22 protein-coding genes are annotated in these 23,710 nt (G+C 39.1%); 15 read left to right on the top strand and 7 right to left on the bottom strand.

Going from position 1 to position 23,710, the window contains the following annotated elements; all coding sequences use genetic code 11:
* The first annotated feature begins 23 nt into the window (after window positions 1–23).
* The 5 genes from ACQKII_RS16880 to ACQKII_RS16860 all read left to right on the top strand — a co-directional run bounded on the left by ACQKII_RS16880 (window position 24) and on the right by ACQKII_RS16860 (window position 7,215).
* Window positions 24–1,715, top strand: coding sequence for a methylmalonyl-CoA mutase family protein (locus ACQKII_RS16880; RefSeq protein ID WP_427461179.1), 1,692 nt, complete (start codon window positions 24–26; stop codon window positions 1,713–1,715).
* A complete protein-coding gene (gene scpA, locus ACQKII_RS16875) occupies window positions 1,712–3,865 on the top strand; it encodes a methylmalonyl-CoA mutase (protein ID WP_427461177.1) in 2,154 nt (717 codons plus the stop codon). Before ACQKII_RS16880 ends, scpA begins: the two co-directional genes overlap by 4 nt.
* Window positions 3,865–4,950, top strand: a complete 1,086-nt coding sequence (gene meaB, locus ACQKII_RS16870) for a methylmalonyl Co-A mutase-associated GTPase MeaB (RefSeq protein ID WP_427461175.1) — start codon at window positions 3,865–3,867, stop codon at window positions 4,948–4,950. Before scpA ends, meaB begins: the two co-directional genes overlap by 1 nt.
* A 139-nt stretch (window positions 4,951–5,089) precedes the next feature.
* The gene (locus ACQKII_RS16865; RefSeq protein ID WP_427461173.1) at window positions 5,090–5,530 is read left to right on the top strand and encodes a BrxA/BrxB family bacilliredoxin; all 441 of its coding nucleotides are present in this window, start codon (window positions 5,090–5,092) and stop codon (window positions 5,528–5,530) included.
* A gap of 707 nt (window positions 5,531–6,237) precedes the next feature.
* Window positions 6,238–7,215 carry an aromatic acid exporter family protein gene (locus tag ACQKII_RS16860; protein WP_427461171.1) on the top strand — a complete coding sequence of 326 codons (978 nt, stop codon included), beginning with the start codon at window positions 6,238–6,240 and terminating at the stop codon, window positions 7,213–7,215.
* Window positions 7,216–7,235: 20 nt separating this feature from the next.
* Here the strand turns inward: ACQKII_RS16860 and prli42 are convergent, their stop codons facing one another.
* Window positions 7,236–7,331, bottom strand: coding sequence for a stressosome-associated protein Prli42 (gene prli42 / locus ACQKII_RS16855; RefSeq protein WP_427461169.1), 96 nt, complete (start codon window positions 7,329–7,331; stop codon window positions 7,236–7,238).
* 125 nt (window positions 7,332–7,456) lie between these two features.
* Between prli42 and mce the strand changes: the two genes are divergently transcribed.
* The 6 genes from mce to ACQKII_RS16825 all read left to right on the top strand — a co-directional run bounded on the left by mce (window position 7,457) and on the right by ACQKII_RS16825 (window position 13,234).
* Window positions 7,457–7,870 (top strand): methylmalonyl-CoA epimerase, encoded by a 414-nt coding sequence (gene mce, locus ACQKII_RS16850; protein WP_107949440.1) that lies wholly within the window; start codon window positions 7,457–7,459, stop codon window positions 7,868–7,870.
* Between the two features lie 5 nt (window positions 7,871–7,875).
* A complete protein-coding gene (locus ACQKII_RS16845; protein ID WP_427461167.1) occupies window positions 7,876–9,423 on the top strand; it encodes an acyl-CoA carboxylase subunit beta in 1,548 nt (515 codons plus the stop codon).
* A gap of 135 nt (window positions 9,424–9,558) precedes the next feature.
* The gene (locus tag ACQKII_RS16840; protein ID WP_427461165.1) at window positions 9,559–10,512 is read left to right on the top strand and encodes a hypothetical protein; all 954 of its coding nucleotides are present in this window, start codon (window positions 9,559–9,561) and stop codon (window positions 10,510–10,512) included.
* A 169-nt stretch (window positions 10,513–10,681) separates the two neighbouring features.
* Window positions 10,682–11,797, top strand: coding sequence for a M20/M25/M40 family metallo-hydrolase (locus ACQKII_RS16835; protein WP_427461163.1), 1,116 nt, complete (start codon window positions 10,682–10,684; stop codon window positions 11,795–11,797).
* A 24-nt stretch (window positions 11,798–11,821) separates the two neighbouring features.
* Window positions 11,822–12,310, top strand: a complete 489-nt coding sequence (locus ACQKII_RS16830; RefSeq protein ID WP_427461161.1) for a chemotaxis protein CheW — start codon at window positions 11,822–11,824, stop codon at window positions 12,308–12,310.
* Between the two features lie 126 nt (window positions 12,311–12,436).
* Window positions 12,437–13,234, top strand: coding sequence for an amidase (locus ACQKII_RS16825; RefSeq protein WP_427461159.1), 798 nt, complete (start codon window positions 12,437–12,439; stop codon window positions 13,232–13,234).
* Between the two features lie 119 nt (window positions 13,235–13,353).
* On the opposite strand, the gene nspC is transcribed toward ACQKII_RS16825, so the two are convergent.
* The 3 genes from nspC to ACQKII_RS16810 all read right to left on the bottom strand — a co-directional run bounded on the left by nspC (window position 13,354) and on the right by ACQKII_RS16810 (window position 16,290).
* Window positions 13,354–14,493: a carboxynorspermidine decarboxylase gene (gene nspC, locus ACQKII_RS16820; RefSeq protein ID WP_427461157.1), complete on the bottom strand. Its 1,140-nt coding sequence runs from the start codon at window positions 14,491–14,493 to the stop codon at window positions 13,354–13,356.
* Window positions 14,490–15,719 (bottom strand): saccharopine dehydrogenase family protein, encoded by a 1,230-nt coding sequence (locus ACQKII_RS16815; RefSeq protein WP_427461155.1) that lies wholly within the window; start codon window positions 15,717–15,719, stop codon window positions 14,490–14,492. Before ACQKII_RS16815 ends, nspC begins: the two co-directional genes overlap by 4 nt.
* Before the next feature lie 364 nt (window positions 15,720–16,083).
* Complete coding sequence (locus ACQKII_RS16810; RefSeq protein WP_427461153.1) at window positions 16,084–16,290, bottom strand: hypothetical protein; 207 nt, start codon at window positions 16,288–16,290, stop codon at window positions 16,084–16,086.
* A 199-nt stretch (window positions 16,291–16,489) separates the two neighbouring features.
* On the opposite strand from ACQKII_RS16810, the gene ACQKII_RS16805 reads away from it, so the two are divergent.
* Entirely contained in the window at window positions 16,490–18,202 is a 1,713-nt protein-coding gene (locus ACQKII_RS16805) for a methyl-accepting chemotaxis protein (protein WP_427461151.1), read from the top strand.
* A gap of 119 nt (window positions 18,203–18,321) precedes the next feature.
* Complete coding sequence (locus tag ACQKII_RS16800; protein ID WP_427461149.1) at window positions 18,322–19,062, top strand: tetratricopeptide repeat protein; 741 nt, start codon at window positions 18,322–18,324, stop codon at window positions 19,060–19,062.
* Between the two features lie 119 nt (window positions 19,063–19,181).
* Here ACQKII_RS16800 and ACQKII_RS16795 read toward each other — a convergent pair whose 3' ends face one another.
* The gene (locus ACQKII_RS16795; RefSeq protein ID WP_427461147.1) at window positions 19,182–19,553 is read right to left on the bottom strand and encodes a rhodanese-like domain-containing protein; all 372 of its coding nucleotides are present in this window, start codon (window positions 19,551–19,553) and stop codon (window positions 19,182–19,184) included.
* Between the two features lie 187 nt (window positions 19,554–19,740).
* On the opposite strand from ACQKII_RS16795, the gene ACQKII_RS16790 reads away from it, so the two are divergent.
* A complete protein-coding gene (locus tag ACQKII_RS16790; protein WP_427461145.1) occupies window positions 19,741–20,373 on the top strand; it encodes a LysE family transporter in 633 nt (210 codons plus the stop codon).
* Between the two features lie 33 nt (window positions 20,374–20,406).
* On the opposite strand, the gene ACQKII_RS16785 is transcribed toward ACQKII_RS16790, so the two are convergent.
* A complete protein-coding gene (locus tag ACQKII_RS16785; RefSeq protein WP_427461143.1) occupies window positions 20,407–21,453 on the bottom strand; it encodes a Cj0069 family protein in 1,047 nt (348 codons plus the stop codon).
* A 183-nt stretch (window positions 21,454–21,636) separates the two neighbouring features.
* Entirely contained in the window at window positions 21,637–22,560 is a 924-nt protein-coding gene (locus tag ACQKII_RS16780) for an EamA family transporter (RefSeq protein ID WP_427461141.1), read from the bottom strand.
* Window positions 22,561–22,667: 107 nt separating this feature from the next.
* Here ACQKII_RS16780 and ACQKII_RS16775 point away from each other — a divergent pair, with 107 nt between their 5' ends.
* Window positions 22,668–23,570, top strand: coding sequence for an AraC family transcriptional regulator (locus ACQKII_RS16775; protein ID WP_427461139.1), 903 nt, complete (start codon window positions 22,668–22,670; stop codon window positions 23,568–23,570).
* Window positions 23,571–23,710: the final 140 nt, after the last annotated feature.

Below are 23,710 nucleotides of genomic sequence, written 5' to 3'. Positions count from 1 at the left end.
TAAGCGTCCGCATGTCAAACAACATGAAAAATATAGAATTTGAAAAGCCGTCCTATTCAGAATGGCAAGATGCAGCAATCAAAGCTTTAAAAGGGAAACCATTCGAGTCTCTTTTAACGAAAACAAGTGAAGGTATTACATTAGAACCGCTTTACACACAAGAAAGTTTAGTAGCAAAACTTGGTGATGAACTTGATAAACAAGTTGCTACAATCCGTTCCCTACAAAATAGTCAAGTATTCCGTGTGGCACAGCAAGTTTATGCAGATACAAGCGAAGCATTCTTTACACAACTTGATGATAGCTTAGCTCGTGGTAATGAAATCGTAACAGTTGATAGTCGTGTTAACTTTGAATGGACAGAAGAAGTAGTGGCACAATTAGCGACTTATTTCTCAGAATATTCATTTAAAATTACTTTAAAAAAGGCAAATGACCCATTATTAGCAGTATTCGACAAAATAGCAGCTGACAAACGTGAAACAGTGACAGGTTTCGTTGTATCTCAAAATCCAATCACGCTTGCGGACTTCCCTAATGTACGCACTTATGTGGCTGACACAGTTGTTTATCACAATGAAGGTGCGAATGCCGTGCAAGAATTGGCGTATGCGCTTGCAACTGCGGCAAAATATGCAGATCAAGAAGAAAGCTTTGAAACATTCTCAAATAAATTTTACGTTTCATTTGCAGTGGATACACAATTCTTTACTGAAATCGCTAAACTTCGTGCTTTTAAAGTACTTTGGAAAGCGTTCACATCTGCTTATGGCATAATAGAAAATGTAAAAATTCCAACTGTAGTAGAAACTTCACTTCGTAGTTTCTCTCAACTAGACGTTTATGTAAACTTACTTCGTGCTGCAAATGAAGCGCTTTCTGGATTAATTGGCGGTGCGGATGTCTTTACAGTTCACCCTCACGATGCGTTAACGAAACCGACAGAACAATCTGTTCGTATTGCTCGCAACGTATCATTAGTATTAAAAGAAGAAACAAATGTCTTGAAAATAACTGATCCAGCGGGTGGTTCATACTTCATTGAATCATTAACAGCAGACTTCGTGAAAGAAGCATGGGCATTATTCCTCGAAATCGAAGCAGCTGGCGGCATTGATGCATACACAGCATCCGGTAAATTAGCGGCAGAGCTAGATGCATCTTATCAAGCACGTGTGAAAGCAGCACAAACGCGTAAGCAATCATTAATAGGTACGAATATTTATGCAAATCCAGCTGACGTACTTGAAAATGAAACAAACCCACTATTTGCAGAAATTAAGCGTATTGCTGTACCTTTCGAGCAATTACGTGCTGAAATGACTGCGGCTAATGCAAAAACAGGAATTTTAGCTTTAGGCTCACTGAAGAGTTCGAAACCGCGTGCTGATTTTGTTTCTGGTTTCTTAAATACAGTAGGTCTAGTACCGGAAAAAAGCGAACCTGTTGCCACAGCTGAGGAAGCTTTAGCTTGGTTAACTGCAACAGAGGCTAAATACATTGTCATTGCAGCAAATGATGACAATACAAAAGAATTAGTTCCAGCAATTTTGGCAGGTAAGCCAGCAGATGTGATTGTAGACGTTGCAGGTAAATTTAAAGACGAAGAAGAAGCTTGGTTAGCAAATGGTTTAAATGGCTTTATTTTCGCAGGACAAAACATCATTGAAAAATTAAATTCAGTGTTCGCTAGCATGAAGGAGGTCCAACGATGAGCAAGCCAAATTTTAGTGCAGTTGAAATCGAAAAAGTATTAACAGTTGAAGCACCAGGAGCGTCAGAAGAAAAATTCATGACGAACGAGGGTATTGAAATTAAAGATATTTACACAAAAGAAGATATCAAAGATGCCAAACACTTAAATGACGTTGCAGGTATTGCACCAAATACACGTGGACCATACCCTACCATGTATGTAGCTCGTCCTTGGACAGTACGTCAATATGCTGGTTTCTCTACTGCCGAGGAATCAAATGCTTTTTACAAACGAAACCTAGCTATGGGCCAAAAAGGTCTTTCAGTTGCCTTTGACTTAGCAACACACCGTGGCTATGATTCTGACCATCCGCGTGTAACAGGGGATGTTGGTAAAGCAGGGGTAGCGATTGACTCTGTGGAAGATATGAAAATCTTATTCGACCAAATTCCTTTAGATCAAATGTCGGTTTCAATGACAATGAATGGTGCTGTTTTACCAGTACTTGCATTCTATATCGTTGCGGCTGAAGAGCAAGGCGTTACACCAGATCAACTAGCTGGAACAATCCAAAACGACATTTTAAAAGAATACATGGTACGTAACACATATATTTACCCACCAGCAATGTCAATGAAAATTATTGCCGACATTTTCGAATATACAGCGAAATTCATGCCGAAATTTAACTCGATTTCTATTTCGGGTTACCATATTCAAGAAGCCGGTGCAACGAATGACATCGAGCTTGCCTATACACTAGCAGATGGTCTGGAGTACGTTCGTACAGGTTTAAAAGCAGGAATTGATATCGATGCCTTTGCGCCACGATTATCATTCTTCTGGGCGATTGGTATGAACTATTATATGGAAGTTGCGAAAATGCGTGCTGCTCGCCGTATTTGGGCGCAAATGATGTCAACGTTCAATCCGAAAAATCCAAAAACATTAGCGTTACGTACACACTCACAAACATCTGGGTGGTCTTTAACAGAGCAAGATCCATTCAATAATGTGACACGTACTTTAATTGAAGCAAATGCATCTTCAATGGGGCATACACAATCACTTCATACAAATGCTCTTGATGAAGCCATTGCTTTACCAACAGATTTCTCGGCGCGTATTGCACGTAATACACAGTTATTCTTACAAGAAGAAACTGCCATGACGAAAGTAATCGATCCATGGGGTGGTTCATATTACGTTGAGAAATTAACAGATGAAATTACACAATCTGCTTGGGCGTTAATCGAAGAGATTGAAGAGCTTGGTGGCATGGCGAAAGCAATTGAAACTGGCCTTCCGAAAATGAAAGTGGAAGAAGCTGCGGCAAAACGCCAAGCGAAAATCGACTCTAAATCAGAAACAATCGTGGGTGTAAATAAATATCGTCTAGACAAAGAAGAACCTATCGATATTCTTGACATCGACAATACACTTGTTCGTCAAAAGCAAATTGAGCAATTAGATGCTATGAAGGCATCTCGTGATGAAGCTGAAGTACAAAAACATTTAGCGCGTCTAACAAAAGCAGCGCAAGATGGCGAAGAAAACTTACTAGCAGTAGCAGTTGATGCAGCCCGTGCACGTGCATCTCTAGGTGAAATTTCAGATGCGATTGAAGTGGTATCTGGTCGTCATAAGGCGATTATTCGCTCTATCTCTGGTGTATATTCTGCAAACTTCTCTGACGAAGAGCAAATTACAGAAGTGAAAAATATGACAGACGAGTTCCTTGAAAATGAAGGACGTCGCCCACGTATTTTAGTTGCGAAAATGGGGCAAGATGGCCATGACCGTGGTGCCAAAGTTATTGCAACAGGCTATGCTGATCTAGGGTTTGATGTAGATATTTCACCGCTATTCATGACGCCAGAGGAAACAGCGCAAATGGCAGTTGAAAATGACGTACATTGTATCGGCGTATCGTCTTTAGCAGCAGGTCATAAAACATTAGTACCTGCACTGGTTTCTGAACTGACAAAGTTAGGTCGTGAAGACATTATCATTATCGTTGGAGGCGTTATTCCAGCACAAGATTATGAATTCCTTTATGAAGCTGGCGCAGTTGCAATCTTTGGACCAGGAACAGTTATTCCTGTATCTGCTATCAAAATTATCGAAGAAATCTACAAACGTTTAGGTTATGAGGAAGTGTCTAACTAATGGACAAAAACAAAGGGACGCAGGAAAGTGCACTATTTGTCATGGGTGGCGTAGAGGCATCTCACGACGGTATGCAATACGGTGTACCGAAAAAATTCCGAAAGAAAAGAGCAGACAAAATTGACATACAGGAGCTTGCGCGTGAAGTACGTGCAGGCTCTCGTACGCAATTGTCAAAAGCGATTACGCTCATTGAGAGTTCGAATATAGCCCATAAAGTGCAGGCGCAGGAGTTATTACAAGAGCTTCTTGCGCATACAGGAAATAGTGTCCGAATAGGTATTACGGGCGTACCTGGTGCAGGGAAAAGTTCGTTCATTGAAGCTTTCGGAACGATGCTTTGTGAGATGGGGAAAAAGGTAGCGGTCCTCGCAATCGACCCGAGTTCTTCATTATCAGGCGGCAGTATTTTAGGCGATAAAACGCGTATGGAAGAGCTTGTGAAAAAGCCAAATGCGTTCGTTCGTCCATCACCGTCTGCGGGTACCCTTGGGGGTGTTCATAAAAAGACGCGTGAGACGATGCTTGTGTGCGAGGCGGCAGGCTATGATGTGATTTTAATTGAGACGGTTGGTGTGGGACAAAGTGAAACGTATGTCCGTGGTATGGTTGACTTCTTCTTGCTGTTAGTGTTGACAGGTGCAGGAGATGAGCTGCAAGGCATGAAAAAGGGCATTATGGAATTAGCTGATGCTATTGTCGTGCATAAGGCTGATGGCGATAATGTACGTCTTGCGAAAAAGACTGTCTCCGAGTACAAACAAATTTTGCATTTCCTGCAGCCTGCAACACCAGGTTGGATGTCTACAGCGATGCCAGTTAGTTCGTGGGAAAAACGAGGGCTCGACAAAGTCTGGGAAACCATTGGCGAATTTAGAGAGACTGTTGAAGCGAATAATTACTGGTCTATCCGACGCCAAAATCAGACAAAAGAATGGTTCCAATCAATGATTACAGATCATTTAATTGATACATTTTATGGTGATCCTGATCGTAAAGCCCAGGTACAACTTTTTGAGCGGCAAATTCTAAATGGACAACTGACGGTAACACAAGGTGTAGATCGTTTGTTTAGCGATAAGTAGTCACAGAAATAATATACGCTTTTATATGAGCATGTAGGTGCACAAAATCGCCACTTACTGCTATGATAGGAGATGTATTAGCGTTGAATATCTAAAGTAAAGCTTTAGATGGCGCGAACTTGAAAGGAGCTATCGCTTTATGAATATGGATTACGATTTATTTATGCAAGAAATTTTAAAAACAGCACGTGCTGAAATTGAGGCAGCAGGTTATGAGCAATTACGCACACCAGAAGCTGTTGAAGAGGCGTTTGCTCGCCCGGGTATAACATTAGTTATGGTGAACTCAGTTTGTGGATGTGCTGGAGGCATTGCACGTCCAGCAGCAACACAATGTGTGCATTACGATAAACGTCCAGACCACCTTGTAACTGTATTTGCAGGTCAAGATAAAGAAGCGACAGCGGCAGCGCGTTATCACTTTGGTGAAGACCACTTACCATCCTCTCCATCATTTGTTCTGCTAAAAGATGGACAAGTAGTAGCAGAAGTTGGGCGCTATGAAATTGAAGGTCATGACCCAATGTCAGTTGTGACAAACTTGCAAGCAAACTTTGAGGAATACTGCGAGGAATTATAAGATTCATATGACTATGACTAGGGTGTCTCGTGCACTTTAGTCATACTCCTTTTTGAATTTTTGTAATATTGGCTTATTTTTGACTCACCACCATAACGTGGGGTTGATTTCCGTTCCGACTGGGCACTTTCCTGGGAGCGTCTGATGAGCCGCTTGGGGCAACAGATGTTTTATGTAGCGAAAGCGAAGCGTCAGCTACAGGATGTTGGTCACGAAGGCGTAATCACAGGATGTGATACTTTTTAGCCTTCGTTCCTCTAATGGGCTCGCTCCAGGGTCTCATCTGTGATGCTGATCCCCAAGGAGTCGCCCAGCCTCCACTCCAATCAACTTATATAAAGTGAAACTTCAATCAGTGGCTGTTTTCTTCATCCCCCACAATAGATAGAGGAACACAAGCTAAAACCTTCACATCCTGTGAAAAAGCTTGTGTGACCAACATCCTGTTGCCCCGAACCAATCGGGCTTATCCGGTGCTTGAACCCTAGTGGATGAGCAGTCAAGCTAAGAGCTCGCACGGAGCGAAGAAGAAAAGCTCCACATCCTTGTGACAACACTTGCCTGAACAACATTGTGTTGTCCTGGTAACACTTGGGGGGCCCGTTAGGGAAGTGGGTGTAACCAGCACGGAAATTAACTATATAGATTTCACAGGGTCTAATGAATAAAAATTCGCTAATAACCTTGCAGGATGGGAGGCAGTCGACTTGAAAAAATTTTCAATCGGCTATCGTACATTAAAAACAGCAATCGGTGCAGCCATTGCCATTGCCATTGCTCAGTATTTCGAATTAGCTTCTTATGCGTCAGCTGGAATTCTAACGATATTATGTGTGCAACCGACGAAGAAAAAATCTCTTCACGCTGCCTATACACGCTTTGTCGCGAGCATTATCGCCATGCTCTATGCATTTTTGAGCTTTGAACTATTTACGTATCATCCGCTTACATTAGCAGGCATGCTTGTATTGTTTATCCCAACCATTGTGTCATTAAAGGTAGCAGATGGCTTTGTTTCGAGTGCGGTTATTATTATGCATATCTACGCAGCTGAGGGCTTTTCATTATCGCTTGTTTATAATGAGTTGGCTTTAATGGCGATTGGTTATGGAACAGGCATTGCGATTAATATGTATATGCCAGATATTCAAAAAGAATTAAATTATTACCGAGTGAAAATCGAGGAGCTTTACAGCAAGATTTTTTTAGAAATTGCTGAGTATTTAAGAGAAGGCGATACATTTTGGGACGGCCAGGAATTAATTCAAGCGATCAAAGCATTAAATAGTGCTAAATCATTAGCGTTTAAAGATGTTGAAAACCATTTTACGAGACGAGAAAATGACTATTATGTGTATTTTGATATGCGCGAACAACAGCTAGAGATAATTGAACGAGTACTTCCAAAAGTGACGGCACTTCCTGTTATAGTACAAGAGGCTTCGCTCGTAGCAGACTTTTTGCAGGACTTGGGAGAGCATGTTCATTCAGGGAATACGGCAGGTCAATTTAGGGAGAAATTAGAGTATGTGAAACGGGATTTTTCTCAATTACCATTGCCCATAAATCATGAGGCATTTTTAGCCCAGGCGGCTCTTTATCAATTTATCGAAGAAATGGACCGTTATTTAGAAATAAAGCAGTCATTTAAAGGACTGAAGGTAAAGAAAGAGCGCCCACAGTAGCGTGGACGCTAAGCATTCCTTTAGACTAGCACTGATAAACCGAATGCAAGAGATGAAATTAACATGATAATTATCATTGTATAAACAACGAATTTTTGAAATTTTTTATTACTCATATGCTCGTTCGCTCCTTCTTTTCTTATAAATAGTTTAGCAAATCTGAAAAATTTCTCAAGTAGTAGAGTTTTGACAAAAAAATCTGTAAAATAGATTATGTACCATAACAGAAGGAGATGTCACCATGGAGAAAGTAGACCATATTGGGATTGCGGTGCGCGATCTTGATGAACGCATTACATATTATACAGAAACTTTAGGATTAAAGTTACTGAAAGTGGAAGAGGTTGAATCTCAACAGGTTCGCGTTGCATTCATCGACGCTGGCAACGTGAAAATTGAGTTATTAGAACCAATGAGTGAGAAAAGCGCCATTCACGGATTCATCGAAAAACGTGGAGAAGGTATTCATCATGTTGCATTCGGTGTAACAGGGATTCGTGAGCGTATGGCAGAACTTCGTGAAAAAGGCGTACGTCTTTTATCTGATGAGCCAGGCCCAGGTGCTGGTGGTGCAGAGGTTGCTTTCATGCATCCTAAATCATCTTTCGGTGTGTTGTATGAATTATGCGATAAAAGTGGAAAAGGGGATAAGTGATCAGTATGGATATGTTCGACAAAATTAATGACTTGTATGATCGTAAGACGGTAATTGAACTTGGTGGTGGCTATGAGCGCATCGAGAAGCAACATGAAAAAGGAAAATTAACGGCTCGTGAACGTATTGAATTATTACTAGACGAAGGTACATTTTTCGAGATTAACCCATTCATTACACATCGTACTGTAGACTTCGGCATGGATAAAATGGAAGGCCCTGGTGACGGTGTAGTAACTGGTTTCGGTAAAATTAACGGACGTCCAGTATACTTATTCTCTCAAGATTTCACAGTATTCGGTGGAGCTCTTGGTGAAATGCACGCGAAAAAGATGGCGACAGTAATGGATCTTGCTGCGAAAAACGGTACACCATTCATTGGTATTAACGATTCAGGCGGCGCTCGTATTCAAGAGGGTGTACTTTCACTTGATGGCTACGGTCATATTTTCTACCGTAATGCAATCTATTCTGGTGTAATTCCACAAATCTCAGTAATTATGGGTCCATGTGCGGGTGGTGCTGTGTATTCTCCAGCAATCACAGACTTTATCCTTATGGTAGATAAAACATCTCAAATGTTCATTACTGGACCAAAAGTAATCGAAACAGTAACAGGTGAAAAAATCTCTGCTGAAGACCTTGGTGGTTCTAAAGTTAACAATGCAATTAGTGGTAATGCTCATTTCCGTGCACCTTCAGAAGAAGCAGCTGTTGACCAAATTAAACAATTATTAAGCTATTTACCGCAAAACAATAAAGAGAAAGCACCTCGTCAAGCGAAGCCAGAGGGTGACGACTACCGACCAGAAATCGTAGATACTGTGCCGATTGAAACAACTCGTCCATACGATGTACGTAAAGTAGTTGAACAAGTAGTAGACGAAGGTTCATTCATGGAAGTTCACTCTGAATTTGCGAAAAACGTAGTAGTTGGTTTTGCTCGTATCGCTGGTGAATCAGTGGGTCTTGTATGTAACCAACCTAAAGTTTTAGCTGGTGGTCTGGATATCGACTCTTCAGATAAAGCAGCTCGTTTCATCCGTACTTGTGACGCGTACAATGTACCAATCATCACATTTGAAGACGTTTCTGGTTTCTTCCCAGGCGTTAAACAAGAACATGGTGGTATCATCCGTCATGGTGCGAAAATCCTTTATGCATACTCAGAAGCAACTGTACCAAAAATTACAGTAATCCTTCGTAAAGCATACGGTGGTGCGTACGTTGCTCTTAACTCTAAATCGATCGGTGCTGACCTAGTATTTTCTTGGCCAAATGCTGAAATCGCAGTTATGGGTGCAGCAGGTGCAGCAAACATCATCTTCGCACGTGAAATTGCAAAATCTGATGATCCTGAAGCAACACGTGCAGCAAAAATCGAAGAATACAAAGAAAAATTTGCAAACCCTTACGTGGCAGCATCTCGCGGTATGGTAGACGATGTTATCGATCCTCGTGATACACGTATTAAGCTAATCCAAGGTTTAGATATGTTATCAAATAAACACGAAACACGTCCAGAGAAAAAACACGGAAACATTCCGCTATAAGTATGGACAAGCCCGGTAGCCAGTTGGTTACTGGGTTTTTTCTGTGCAAGACAAGAAAAAAATCGCATAAAATGACAGATTATTGAAACGTTTTTCTCGTTCATCCGTACAACTATAAAAGGGGAGTTGAGATGAATGGAATGGCAACAATTACAAAAAGAACAAGAAATGATTCATGCGCAGTTAAGAAATGCTAGCAGATTAAGAGAACAAAAGCTTTTAATTGAGGGGCAAATTGATCATGCGCAACAAGAAATTTACAATCATTCAACAGCACTCGATCATATTCGTAGTAGGCTCGACAAATTGGAAGGTTTTTCGTTTATGAATATGCTCCGTACATGGACTGGACAACAAGAGGAGCTACGTACAGAGAAAATTGATAAAGCCGCAATCCTAGAGCTAAAAATAAAAGAAGCAAAAAATATCCAACAAGACTTGACGGAGGATCTAGGTCAGGTACATGCAAAATTAACTCAAATCAATGAACACCAACTACAAGAAGCCCTTTCACAATTAAATGCAAAGAAGAAAGGCTATCTCCAATTACATGCTCCTGAAAAAGCGCAAAGATTAGAACAATTAGCAAATGAAGAAATGCTAACAAAGCAACTCATGATAGAAATAAAAGAAGCCGAAGAAGCAGGAGATGTCGCTCTTACTAAACTTGGCCAAGCAGCAGCTTCATTGCACTCAGCAAGCGGTTATTCGACATGGGATACGTTTTTTGGTGGCGGTCTGATTGCTACTCATTTAAAACATGATGCACTCGATAAAACTGAAAGCTATCTTCATAATGCACAAATTGCATTACAACGTTTTCAAAATGAACTATTAGACGTACAAGATATGTCTAATAAATCTCTACACGTTGAGACGGATGGTTTTGTGAAATTTGCGGATTATTTCTTCGACGATATTTTTTCAGCATGGTCTGTGCATTCAAAAATATCAACAGCAAGAGAGCAGGTATCGCGTGTACAGGACGATGTACATAATACGGTTTGGCGATTGCAGGATAAACATAATAAGGCACTTGAATACTTAGCGTCATTACAAGAAGAAAAGGTAACTATGTTACAATTATAAAGGTACCTGTGGAAAGGGAATCACACCTCTTTTCATAGGCAATTCTTTTGTTATTCCCCATAATAGGGATGATATCTCATGTGAATTATTTCAACTATACAGTGATTGTGCTAAAATAATACATATACTATGACGTGGAAAAACACGTAAACTAAGGGAGTCTTACAACATGACAAGTCGTTTAGTAGAAGAGTTTTTTGAACTCGTACAAATCGATTCAGAAACAAAACATGAACAGGTGATTGCACCGATTTTAATCGATAAGTTAACTGCACTTGGATTTACAGTAGAGCAAGATGATGCACATACACGTAATGGACACGGTGCAGGGAATTTAATCGCTACTTTGAAAGGTACGCTTGATGTAGAGCCAATCTATTTCACTTCTCATATGGATACAGTCGTGCCGGGGAAAGGCATTAAGCCATCGATTCGTGAAGACGGCTATATCGTTTCTGACGGCACAACAATTTTAGGTGCGGATGATAAAGCTGGTCTTGCGGCATTATTTGAAATGGTAAGGCGCTTAAAAGAGCAAAATATTGAACATGGTGATATTGAATTTATCATTACAGCAGGCGAAGAGAGCGGCCTAGCGGGAGCAAAAGAACTAGATCCTTCGAAAATTAAAGCAAAGTATGGCTTTGCAGTGGACAGTGATGGCAAGGTTGGTGGCATCGTAACAGCAGCTCCATTCCAAGCAAAAGTTTTCGCAAAGATTATTGGTAAAACAGCTCATGCAGGTGTTGCGCCAGAAAAAGGGATATCAGCAATTACGGTTGCTTCAAAATGTATAGCACAAATGAAGCTAGGTCGTTTAGACGAAGAAACAACTGCAAATATTGGTCGTTTTGAAGGTGGTCAGGCAACTAATATTGTCTGTGATGAAGTGGCGATTTTAGCAGAAGCACGTTCTATTAATCAATCAAAATTAGATGCTCAATCTAAGCACATGAAGGATACTTTTGAGCAAGTTGCAGCTGCGATGGGTGCGCGTGCGGAAGTAGAAGTGAAGCTGATGTATCCTGGCTTCCGTGTGACAGAAACTGATAAAGTAGTGCAAGTAGCAATGGCTGCAGCGCGAAACATTGATCGTACACCACAGCTTGGTATTTCTGGTGGTGGCTCGGATGCCAATGTCATTGCAGGATTTGGTATTCCTACGGTGAATTTATCTGTTGGTTATGAAGATATCCATACGACAAATGAAAAAATCCCCGTAGAAGAATTAGAAAAATTAGCAGATTTACTTGTCGAAGTAGTCAAAGAGACAGCGAAAAAATAACACAGAATCGAAGGAAGTGACCGCATGGAAAGTGTAAAGGCAGTGGTTTTTGCTTGTGGAACTGAGGAGTATGCAGTTCCAGTTGAACAAGCGATATCGATTGAAAAATTAGAGCATGTTACGCCGATTCCTCATTTACCCGATTATTTACTAGGCTTTACAAGAATCCGTGGAGAACTTGTACCTGTGCTAGATTTCGAGCGTATATTATACAATCGTTCTTCGAATTCACAATCGGCACGTGTCATCGTATTAAATACGGATGTTGTGAATTATGGCTTACTCGTAACGGAGGCTCGTGAAATTCTTGATTTTGATGAGTCGGTATTAAAGCAGATGGGGCTTGTTAATTATTCAAAAACACGTTACTTTACAGCTGTGGCTAATCTTGAAAATCGTATGATTACATACGTTGACCCTAAAATACTTGTTAATTCATTGGACGGTATCCGCGAAATTATTAATTATTTGCACAAAATGCTTAAAAATGAAGAAGAAAACGTAGAGGCTTGAGCCCCTACGTTTTTTCAATTATTTCTTTTATTCTAGACTAGAGGAAAATAAATCATTCTACCTGTGTGAACGAAATTTTTGTTTTTACTGTATATATATAATTATTCATTTGGAAAGGCTGATGCGATGCCGATGAAAGAAAAAACAACATGGCTATGGGATACAGCGATGCTTATCGAAGATGAGGCGAGCGTACTGAACTTTTTAGAAGGAAAACACATTTCCCAAGTATATTTACAAATTAATTATGATATTACACATAGTTCTTATAAAAGTTTTATTGACAAAGCAACAGCAAAAGGCATCAAAGTGTACGCATTGGATGGTGCTTCAAGCTGGGTTTCAGCTGAAGGTTACATAGAGTTGGATCAGTTCATGGATTGGTTAAAATCCTATAATAGTAAGGCCACAATATCAGAGCGATTTGTAGGTATTCATCTGGATGTAGAGCCTTATTTAAATAAAGGATGGAAGAGAAATCAAGCAAAAACAATCCAAACTTATCAAGCAATACTCATCAAAGCAAAAGAGGAGGCACATCAATTACAAGTTCCTCTTGAGGTAGATATGCCATTTTGGTTTGATGAAATCACCTACAGCAATCAATATGGGACAGGAACTCTAGCTGAATGGGTTATTGACGAAGTAGAAAGTGTTACGATTATGGCATATCGTGATACCGCTGAAGAGATTATCAATATTATTGAAAATGAGATAGCATATGGAAACAAAGTAAATAAATCAATAGTTGTAGGCGTTGAAACAGGTTCTTCTAGTGAAGGGCAAAATATTACCTTCTATGAAGAAGGAGAAGACTTTATGAATGAGCAATTAGAGCTTGTTCAACATCATTATGCGAATTCAGTAAGTTACAAGGGTGTTGCCATTCATCATATGGGTAGCTGGATGACAATGTTACCTTAAAGAAAAACACAGTACTTCCTCAGCGTGTAGGAGGGTCTTGTATTTTCGAGTTTAAAGCATTTGTATATAGTTAATTTCCCCTCCAGCTGAATTGTAGCTGGAGGGGCTTTTTTTTTTTGTTAAGAAAGTCTACCGCTATAATCTTCAAACTTAAATTCACGAATGACTTTAATGCCTTCTTCATCATTATAAGAAACGATAGAAGGAAGGTTTACACCATTAAACATATGGGTTTTCACCATAGAGTAATGTGCCATATCTGTGAAAACAAGACGATCGCCAGGTTGTAATGGTTTTTCAAATGAATAATCACCAATAACATCACCTGCAAGGCATGTAAGCCCACCTAAGCGATATGTGTAAGCAAGTTCATTTGGTTGACCTGCACCGATAATAACGGGGCGGTAAGGCATTTCTAGAACGTCTGGCATATGGCATGTTGCAGATGTATCTAAAATTGCTAGCTCCATACCGTTTTTCTGTACATCAAGAACGGTTGCCACTAGGTAGCCTGTATTTAATGCTACTGCTTCACCAGGTTCTAAATAGACAAGGAGGTCATACTTGTCTTGGATGTAATTAATAATGTTTACAAGTTTTTCTACATCATAATCTTCGCGTGTAATATGGTGACCACCACCGAAGTTTAACCATTTCATTTGGTGTAAAACATCGCCAAATTTTTCTTCGACCACTTTGATAATACGTTCTAACGTGTCAGAGTTTTGCTCACACATCGCATGGAAGTGTAAGCCATCGATACCGTCAAGTTGTGATTTTTCGAAATTAGCTAATGTTGTACCAAGGCGTGAGTTTGTATAACAAGGATCATAAAGTGCCGTTTCAATTTCAGAGTACTCAGGGTTAACACGAATACCACATTCAATAGTTTTACCAGCCGCTTTTACCTTGTCTTTGTACTGTGCCCATTGGTTAAATGAGTTAAAAACCATGTGATCGACATAGCCAAGCAGCTCGTCTATTTCATGCTCTACATAAGCAGGTGCATAAACGTGAACTTCCTTGCCCATTTTTTCATAACCAAGACGCGCTTCAAATAAGGAGCTTGATGTAATCCCTGCTAGGTATTCACCAACTAAAGGGAATGTCGAATGCATCGAGAATCCTTTAAGGGCAAGCAAAATACGACAGCCTGTACGATCTTGAATCGATTTTAAAAGCGCTAGATTTTTTGTTAATAATCGTTCATCCACAATGTAAGAAGGGGAAGGAACCTTTGTGAAATCAATTGGTTTCATCGGCTTAGTTCCTTTGAGTCTACTTCTAGGTCAAGTAATTCTGGAGTATGGCTTTCTTGCCATGGTAGACCCCATTGGTTCAATGCGTCCATGAATGGATCTGGATCGAACTCTTCAACGTTCCAAACACCAGGTTTTTGCCATTTGCCATTCATCACAAGCATGGCGCCAATCATTGCTGGTACACCTGTTGTATATGAAATTGCTTGTGAACCTACCTCGTTGTAACATTCTTCATGATCACAGATGTTGTACACGTAGTAAGTTTTCTCTTTGCCATCTTTTAATCCGCGGATGATACAGCCGATATTTGTTTTTCCTTTTGTGCGTGGTCCAAGAGATGCTGGATCCGGTAATATTGCTTTAAGGAAGTGAATTGGCTGAATCATTTGTCCTTCGAATTCGATTGGTTCAATAGACGTCATGCCAACATTCTCTAATACTTTTAAGTGTGTTAAGTATTTCTCAGAGAAAGTCATCCAGAAGCGGATTTGTTTTAAGCCTTTAATGTTTTTAGCAATTGATTCTAATTCTTCATGGTATAGCAGGTAAATATCTTTTGGACCGATTTCTGGTAAGTTATACACTTCTTTTTTCTCAAGTGGTGCTGTTTCAATCCACTTGCCTTCTTTCCAGTAACGGCCATTTGCTGTGATTTCACGGATATTGATTTCTGGATTGAAGTTCGTTGCGAAATGATAACCATGATCACCAGCATTGGCATCCACAATATCAATGTAATGAATTTCATCGAATTCATGCTTTTGTGCATGTGCTGTGAAAACGCCCGTTACACCTGGATCAAAGCCACTACCTAGTAGTGCTGTTAAGCCAGCTTTCTCGAATTTCTCTTTATAAGCCCATTGCCATTTATATTCAAATTTTGCCGTTTCAGGTGGCTCGTAGTTTGCAGTATCCACATAGTGCACACCTGTCGCTAAGCAAGCATCCATAATCGTTAGGTCTTGATAAGGTAGTGCAACATTTATAACAACGTCTGGTCTAAAGGCTTTAATAAGTTCAATAACCTCATCCGAATTATCTGCGTCTACCTGTGCAGTGTGAATCTTTGTTTTTCCGCCGTCTAGTTTTTCTTTTAGAGCGTCACATTTTGAAACAGTTCTACTTGCGATACAGATTTCCTCAAATACGTCCGAATTTTGAACACACTTGTGTACCACAACACTGGCAACTCCGCCAGCTCCTATAATCAATGCTTTACCCAATTGTCTACCCCCAAGTTCATATAAAGTATTGTCAAACAAGCTGATTATACAGAAAATTGATTTACTACTCAATCATTGTTTTTAATTTTCTACAAAAAATTTTATTTTTCTACAATCATCAGTCATTTTCAACGGTAAATTTCAACGGTAAATACCCTGAAAATAGAAGGGGATTGTCTATTTTCTTGCTAGAGTTTTTCTAAAGTGGGATTGGGAGACTTTTTTGTAGCTATCCTAATATAGATGGTGGCGATGTGAAGGTCATTTCTAATGAGAAATAGGGAGAAAACTATACTCTCTTAACTATTATAAAAAGCAATAAAGATTGTAGCATTGCACTCACTACAACCTTTAGTCATGTACATTATTTGAAAAAACGGTTTGATACATGTGGCTTGTCATCCCCCCATAAATAAAAAATAAAAATGAGTAGCGTGCTTAAAAATCCCATCACGAGGCCATAGGTACTAAGGGCGACCTGAATTTGGCTTTGTATGGCATAAACGAAAATGGCGCCTAGTGTTAACAGATTTCCCATAATAAGTGTCAATAAATGAAAATGTCTATTCATAGAAGCCTCCCTTAAATGTAATAATCATGCCTCTCAGATAAGAAATACATTTCAATTATCTCATAATTCAGAAAGATATCCAAGACCTATACTAAAGTTTAAGAATAAAAGATGCTTTTTAAATACATCTTATTATAGTATGATGGTTGAGATAGATGGATTTTCATAGATTTTTACAAGAAAGGGGAGAGTATGAATCGTGAATTTACGAAATTCATTAACTTTTCAGCTGGGAACGATTATTGCTGGCATCTTAGTGGTGATGCTAGGTATTACTTCGGTTGCTACATACATAACGGCTTATAACAAGCTATATGATGCTGCTGGCGTTGAGGCATATGGTTGTGCCAATATTACAACAGGATTGATAGGTCCAGCAGATATCGAAAAAGCGCTTAATGGGGATCAACAAGCAATGGAAAGCATCGGGAATGATTTAAATTGGACTACCAATCATAAAGATATATTCCAAACGCAGTACATTTTAACGTTAGATGGCACATTACTTGCCCTTGATGAGCATTTAGCGGAAAAGGGATTTGCGCCCGGAGATGATTTTTATATTGACGAAGACGCTATTTCGATGTTACTGGATATGAAGCATCCAACTTATTCTGAACCGTATACATTTGGTGGGATGAACCGACTTTCAGGTTATGCACCCATTTTTAAGGATCATGATTCCAGTAAAGAAATTATAGCCATTAGTGTTATTGATTTCGATGCCAATATCGTGAAAGAACGAACGTGGGCTGTTGTGCGAAATGGTATTTTAATAAGCATCATTCCCATGCTCTTAGCTTCGATTATTACAGGCTTTTTAATTCGTCGAAAAGTAAGACCGATTAGCCTTCTGATTGAACAAGCGAAACAAATTGCGGATGGCAATTTGGCAGTTCAGGGAACGGATGTAAAAAGTCATGATGAGGTAGGCGATTTAGCCAAGACTTTAAATCGTATGACGAAGAGTTTACAACAAATGATTATAACAATGCGTTCCACATCTGATTCGTTGACAGCCAATGCGGTTGAAACTTCTAATACACTTAACGAAATGACCAATACAGTCCAAATCGTTGCGACGAATATTGGTGAGGTTACCACGGCGGTGACGGAAGGTATGCATCATGCTGAAAATGCTACAGGAGCACTTACGTCATTGGCAGAGGATTTACAAAATATGAAAGTGAAGGCTGATAATAGCGTTGAAATTTCACATGACACCATGAAAATTGCAACCGAGGGCGAGCAGCGTGCGAAGGACATAAATAACGATATGGCGTTAATACGTAAAGGTTCTGATGAAGTCAGTCATACGGTTCAAAATTTAGTGGTATCGGCAACGAAAATCCAAGATATTACGAATTCCATTGCTGGCATCGCTGCACAAACAAATCTTTTAGCGCTAAATGCATCCATCGAAGCAGCAAGGGCTGGAGAGCATGGCAAAGGCTTTGCAGTTGTTGCAGAGGAAGTACGTAAACTTGCTGAACAATCAAATCAAGAAGTATTAGAAGTTGAAAAGCTTGTACAAGACATTATGGTACGTATTCAGCATGTGATTACTTCCACAAACGACAATACGCAGTATATCGAAAAAGGTACTGATACCGTACGTTTAACAGCACAGTCCTTAAGCGACATTTCATCTGCAGTGGCAGAAACGGTAGAGGAAATAACAGGTATTTCTAAATTAATGACTTTAGAAACAGAGAAATCCGATCATGTCGTACAAATGATTCAGCAATTAACAGAGGCTATTCGTGAAATCGAAGAGACGATGAATAATATTACTGCAGCTGCACAACAAACGACGGCAAGTATTGATGAGGTAGCAAATGGCTCAAATGCAACAAGTCAAATGGCAAAAGAACTTCATAAATATGTAGAAACCTTTAAATTGAAAGAGTAGTAAATGTCATAAAGATCATTGTTTCGCTACGGTTTTTTACGAAATTAGCTATTTTCCCTGTTAAAGATGGTAAACTACCTTTAAGACTTTTTCTTTTGGTGAAGGTGAGGATTATAATAGTGATAAAACAATTTGATGAGCAAGTTCAACAAATAAATGAGTTATTTGTAAATGGTAGAGTCAAAGAAAGCTATACTTTAGCGAAAGCGTTAATAGTGAATGAATTGTTTGTAGCAGACGCTTCATTTTCAACTGTTCAGCAACATGTCGCACTTTTAGAGGCCAATGGCTACGCCAATATGCCAGCCCCTGCAGGTGATAAGGTGAAGCAAAGCGTCGAACGTACGGATGGATCGTATCCTGAAGGTGATGTACTTGCAGGCTATTTAGGCAGTCAGAATGAGGAACAATTCGGTAAAGTGATCGATGAATTGCTGGCAGGACCGATCGAGGCACAGGCGAACGCTTACTATACAATGGCTGAGTATTTTGTCCTTGCAAAGGAATATGATAAAACAATGGCGCAATATGCAGAGGCTGTTAAATTACAGCCCAATACAGCACTTTATTGGGGTGCCTTTGCGCAGTTTATAAATCGAATTGAAGCGAGTCCGTATTTAGCACTGCGACTTATTGAAGAAGCGATTCACTTAGATAGCATGAACGCTCGTTGGTACTATATTCAGGGCAATATTTTATTACAGCTTGTAGCATCCTCAAAAAATTTAAGCTATTTGCCTGCTTTAGAGGAAGCTTGGGACAAAGCGAAGAAACGCTGCAATACCAAGCAGGTTGCGTTAAAAATCGACATTGCAAAATCTGAAGATCTCCTAGTACAGTGGAAAAAGCAAATGTTATAAGAAGGGGGCATCTCTCATAATTAGAGATGCCTTGTCTTGCAATCAATAGCATTCAATACAAACAATTTTTCATAAGAAACCTCCATTATGTTCTTTTAAAATAGAATATTAAGAACAAATTACTCAGTTACACTGACCTCGCCAAGCCAAGAACTTATACCTTGTTTAACATTAATAATTTGAAAACCTGCCTCTGCTAATTCTTCGCTGGCAGTTTGTGAGCGATTACCACTTCGACAAATAATAATATAGGACTCACTCTGCTCGAGCGGACCATACTCACCTTGTAAGATGCTTGATAGTGGTAAGTTAAGAGCATTGGGAATGTGCCCTTCATTAAATTCTTCGATTTCACGGACATCCACAACTTGCCAATCTTCTGCGACCTTCATTTCAATAGTTGAGATATCGATTGTTTCATATTTTTCTTTATTGGTTGCGCAGCTAGAAAGTAACAATAAAGTAATGAATAAAATGAGTATTCTTTGCATGAGTGCTTCTCCTATACATTTTTTTGTATACCAAATAGGGTATGTTTTTTAAGGAATGTTTAATGGTAATTGAGCTCATCATAATGAATAATTATAAAAAATTCAAGATATTACCGTATTTTTATGCTAGAATTATAGTATAAACGGACGTATGAAACTTATTTTATTGCATGAAAGAAGTGTTTCTTTGAGTTTGTATGTAGCGTATGTCATGGTAGGGCTAGCAATTGCCATGCCAGTAGGTGCCATTACGGTGGAAATGACAAAGCAAGGATTAAAAAATGGTTTTGTGCACGGCTGGGCTGTAGGGCTTGGTGGCATGACAATCGACATTGCATTGATTTTTGCTTTGTATATGGGGCTTGCTTCTATTTTAGCAATGCCGATGATTCAATTGCCAATGTGGATTATTGGGGCAGGGTTCTTATTGTTATTAGGGCTTGATTCTATTAAGAATGCCGACCAAGATATTACATTGGCTGGTGAAAAGGTGACGAAGTCTTTTTTAAAATCCTATCGAAATGGATTACTTGTAGCGATATCACCAGGAAATCTAGTGTTTTGGGTGAATGTTTTTGGTGTCGTACTAGCCAAATCATATGACCAAGCGGAGTCGGCAAACTTTTTAGTAATTGCTGCAGGTGTACTAAGTGGTATTTTACTACATGATATCGGTCTGATGACGATTGTCTCTGTAACGCGTAGGGCGATGAGTCGTAAAATGATTAAATCGCTTACCATGATATCCGGCGTATTATTAATTGGATTTGCAGGTTACTTTATTTATGAATTTATTCAGGGAATAAAGATTTATATGTAAAAAAGTGCGACGTTAATGTCGCACTTTTTTTATTTATGCTATAACTTTTGTTTGCTCTTCGATACAGGCTAAAATTTCTTCGGCCACTTGGTGAGCCAATGTGAGCTCAGATGTGAAGCCTACACATGAGCAGTTCATTTCACCTAGAATGTAGCAGTCTTCACCCGCTCCGTTTGTATCTAGCATGAAATCGGCTGTCCAAATGAGAGGCAGATCATAATTGCCCAATAAGCTTGTGACAAGTGGTAATTGTATTAAAAAGTTTTGGACAAGTTCTGCCCAATCCTCAGGTGCATCATAGCGATATTGGGCACCTGAAAATAGTGTCGCACTAAAGGCGTCCTCAGAATCTGCTGGTTTTTTATGTACTACGTGAACTGGTTTATCGCGCAACATAAATAAGCGAATTTCACCTTCTGTAATACGAGGGAGGAAACGCATATCAATTAACATACCATTTGTACCAGTAATGTACTGTTCACAAAAAGTCATGAATTCACTGAGTTTCCGATATTCTACGTGATTATCTTTGGCTTCTGTACATTTAATCTCTGCATCAAGTGGCACTTCTGTTACCCCTTTAGCAAGTGGATTGACTAACTGCACACGCCAAATGCCTTCGCCTGTTGAACCGCGATTTTGTTTTAACACACGCTCGGTAATGGCAAGAGAAGTAGGGAACTGTGCTTTAAATGCTTCAATCGTATAATAAGCGAAAGTATCATCTGGGACTAGATTAGTGGATGTTAATTTTGATAAAACATCTTTAGAGCCATAGCCAATCATTGCATCAGGATGAGGCATACCAATAACACCTTCTGCACATAACGCACGTAGCATCTCAAAATATTCTGACTCATGCTGTAAGTTTCCGGGATTAATGCGTGATACATAGGCGATTCCTTGCTCTTTTACATAATTAAAAATTTCATCCTTTTTTGTTACATCAAAGAAAACCACTTCAGCATCTTGACCTCGTTGTTTTAGCGCATTAACCATTGGCATTGTGTCTTTTCGGTAGCCATCTGGTTCTTTATCATTACCGCCTTGCACTTCGAAGAAAATTACTTTTTTATCCATATACTTAGCTCCTTCATATGATGATAATTTCAGTATAATGGACAAACAAGGAGAAAAGATATATGAATTATGTAAATTTTATGTATAAATTCTTAGTTTAATATTTCTATTATAGGGATTTATGACCATTATTTATCAGAATTATTTGAATTTAATACAACCTTACTATTTATTTGTAATTTGTTACACGTTCATGCGTTTTTTCTGAAAAACAGTGAGGTATAAAATCATACATAGAATGAGTAAAGTCCCGATAACTTGGTAGCTACCAAAGGAAATTTGTAGCCAAAGTACGCTTGTGATGACAGCAGTTAATGGTTCGAGGCTACCAAGTAAACTTGTTTCCTTAGGCGATAAATACTGCAGGCTCTCAATATAAAACCAAAATGCTAGCATTGTCCCGAAAATAACGATAAAGAAAAAATAAGCTGTAGTTGAAATAGTCCAATTTGAAATATCTATGTGCCATGGTCTATAGAATAAACTCATCACTAAACCACCAATCAGCATTGACCAGCCTACAACAAGTAATGAATGAAACTGTTGTAAAAGCGGCACAGCATATAATGTATAAAAGGCGGCCGAAAGACCAGATAATACACCCCAAAATACCGCCATTGCTGGAACTGAAAGTGTAGAGAGAGAGCCATTCGTTAGCAATAAAAATGTGCCGATAAGCGTGAGTGACACAGCTATACCATCCTGTTTTGTCAATTGACTGTGTTTCGAGATCAAATAATATGCCATGATAAAAAGAGGCGCTAAGTATTGCAACAATGTGGCTACTGCAGAGTTACCTATAGCAATAGACATCATATAAGTATATTGCACAGCCAGCATGCCGAGTAAGCTAAATAAAATTTGTCTAAAAGCATTATACTTTGTTCCCCAAATCACAAAAATGGATTCTTTACGATGTGTAATTTTATAAACGATAAGTAGTAACAAGCCTGCTAAAAGAAGACGACTGGATACGAGCCAACCAACCTCAATATTTCCCTGCTGAAATAGCTTTTGAGCGACGGTACCCCCAATCCCCCAAAAACTTGCGCCAAGAATGACAAGGATAAAACCCATTGTACGATTTTTCGATACGTGTTGATTCATACTGCTACATCTCCTAAACTATTAATATAAAGCAATTATAAAGTGTGTTTAAGACAAAAAATATCGAATTATAGGGCTGGAAATATCAATATATTGAGGTGGACTAGGTGGCGTTATTACACATTAAAGTAGCAAAGGATTTACAAGAATTAAGATTGCACGGCACGAAGGCGTTTCCTGTAGCATTGTATGAAACTGTACTACGATTAGATCGTATGGATTTTTTACCGTTACATTGGCATAAAGAGATTCAATTTGTCTATGTGAAAAAAGGACGTGTGCAGTATCGGGTAGGGGCTGAGCTATTTGTGCTTGAACAGGGAAATGGTGTATTTGTCAATGCATTTTGTTTACATGAAGCGAAACCTTTTGAGATAGAGCAAGCGAAGATTTACTGTGTCAATGTTGATCCTAAACTGTTAGGGGGGCACGAGGGGAGTATTATTGCTGCAAAATATGTTCTCCCGTATGTGACGGTCAATCGGCTACCATATGTAAAGCTTTCTGGGGATTTGGCACAATCGGTTGAAAGTGTAGCAATTTTATTGAAAGGGCGTGAACTATTTTTTGAGATGAAGGTATGGAGAGAACTGTTGCTAATTTGGGAAACAATTTTGACACAGTCTTTGCTAACAGAGGAAATAATGACGCCATCGGTAATTGTGCAGCATGAGCGTGCTAAGGAGATGCTTGATTATTTACATATCCATTATCAGGAGAAAATCACCCTTGAAAATTTAGCCGCGCACGTTTTTTTAAGTCGAGCAGAATGCAGTCGCTTTTTTAAGAAAATAGTGGGAATAACGCCGTTCACATACATTTTGCATTACCGACTTCGTAAAAGTATGGAGCTGTTACGCGATAGCGAGCAAACAGTAACCACTATTGCATCCAGCACAGGGTTTAGTACGGTTAGTTATTATATTGAACGATTTAAGGAATATACTGGATATAGTCCTCATGTTTATCGTAAAAAGTTTTTTACGAAAGATGGAAATATAACTAATTAATGAAAGTTTCATCACAAATATAGTAAAAGAATAAATGTTTCACTTGTTAGATATTGATAAATAATACCATTCATTGTAAGTTTTTTTATAGAGCTCAATTTACTAATATTTCATTTAAAGTAAAGAGTTGAAAGGAGTAA

The organism is Lysinibacillus sp. NPDC048646, from assembly GCF_050272295.1.
Classification (GTDB): Bacteria; Bacillota; Bacilli; order Bacillales_A; family Planococcaceae; genus Lysinibacillus.
The sequence above is the reverse complement of the archived record's forward strand: the minus strand, read 5'-3'. Positions and strand labels throughout refer to the sequence as shown.

What these genes read in the sequence shown, in the direction of transcription:
- prli42 (WP_427461169.1), bottom strand. Translation starts at nt 7,331, where the DNA reads ATGAGTAATAAAAAATTTCAAAAATTCGTTGTTTATACAATGATAATT.
- nspC (WP_427461157.1), bottom strand. Translation starts at nt 14,493, where the DNA reads ATGAAACCAATTGATTTCACAAAGGTTCCTTCCCCTTCTTACATTGTG.
- meaB (WP_427461175.1), top strand. Translation starts at nt 3,865, where the DNA reads ATGGACAAAAACAAAGGGACGCAGGAAAGTGCACTATTTGTCATGGGT.
- ACQKII_RS16880 (WP_427461179.1), top strand. Translation starts at nt 24, where the DNA reads ATGAAAAATATAGAATTTGAAAAGCCGTCCTATTCAGAATGGCAAGAT.
- ACQKII_RS16810 (WP_427461153.1), bottom strand. Translation starts at nt 16,290, where the DNA reads ATGAATAGACATTTTCATTTATTGACACTTATTATGGGAAATCTGTTA.
- ACQKII_RS16840 (WP_427461165.1), top strand. Translation starts at nt 9,559, where the DNA reads ATGGAATGGCAACAATTACAAAAAGAACAAGAAATGATTCATGCGCAG.
- ACQKII_RS16830 (WP_427461161.1), top strand. Translation starts at nt 11,822, where the DNA reads ATGGAAAGTGTAAAGGCAGTGGTTTTTGCTTGTGGAACTGAGGAGTAT.
- mce (WP_107949440.1), top strand. Translation starts at nt 7,457, where the DNA reads ATGGAGAAAGTAGACCATATTGGGATTGCGGTGCGCGATCTTGATGAA.
- ACQKII_RS16845 (WP_427461167.1), top strand. Translation starts at nt 7,876, where the DNA reads ATGGATATGTTCGACAAAATTAATGACTTGTATGATCGTAAGACGGTA.
- ACQKII_RS16865 (WP_427461173.1), top strand. Translation starts at nt 5,090, where the DNA reads ATGAATATGGATTACGATTTATTTATGCAAGAAATTTTAAAAACAGCA.
- ACQKII_RS16795 (WP_427461147.1), bottom strand. Translation starts at nt 19,553, where the DNA reads ATGCAAAGAATACTCATTTTATTCATTACTTTATTGTTACTTTCTAGC.
- ACQKII_RS16835 (WP_427461163.1), top strand. Translation starts at nt 10,682, where the DNA reads ATGACAAGTCGTTTAGTAGAAGAGTTTTTTGAACTCGTACAAATCGAT.
- ACQKII_RS16780 (WP_427461141.1), bottom strand. Translation starts at nt 22,560, where the DNA reads ATGAATCAACACGTATCGAAAAATCGTACAATGGGTTTTATCCTTGTC.
- ACQKII_RS16785 (WP_427461143.1), bottom strand. Translation starts at nt 21,453, where the DNA reads ATGGATAAAAAAGTAATTTTCTTCGAAGTGCAAGGCGGTAATGATAAA.
- scpA (WP_427461177.1), top strand. Translation starts at nt 1,712, where the DNA reads ATGAGCAAGCCAAATTTTAGTGCAGTTGAAATCGAAAAAGTATTAACA.
- ACQKII_RS16825 (WP_427461159.1), top strand. Translation starts at nt 12,437, where the DNA reads ATGCCGATGAAAGAAAAAACAACATGGCTATGGGATACAGCGATGCTT.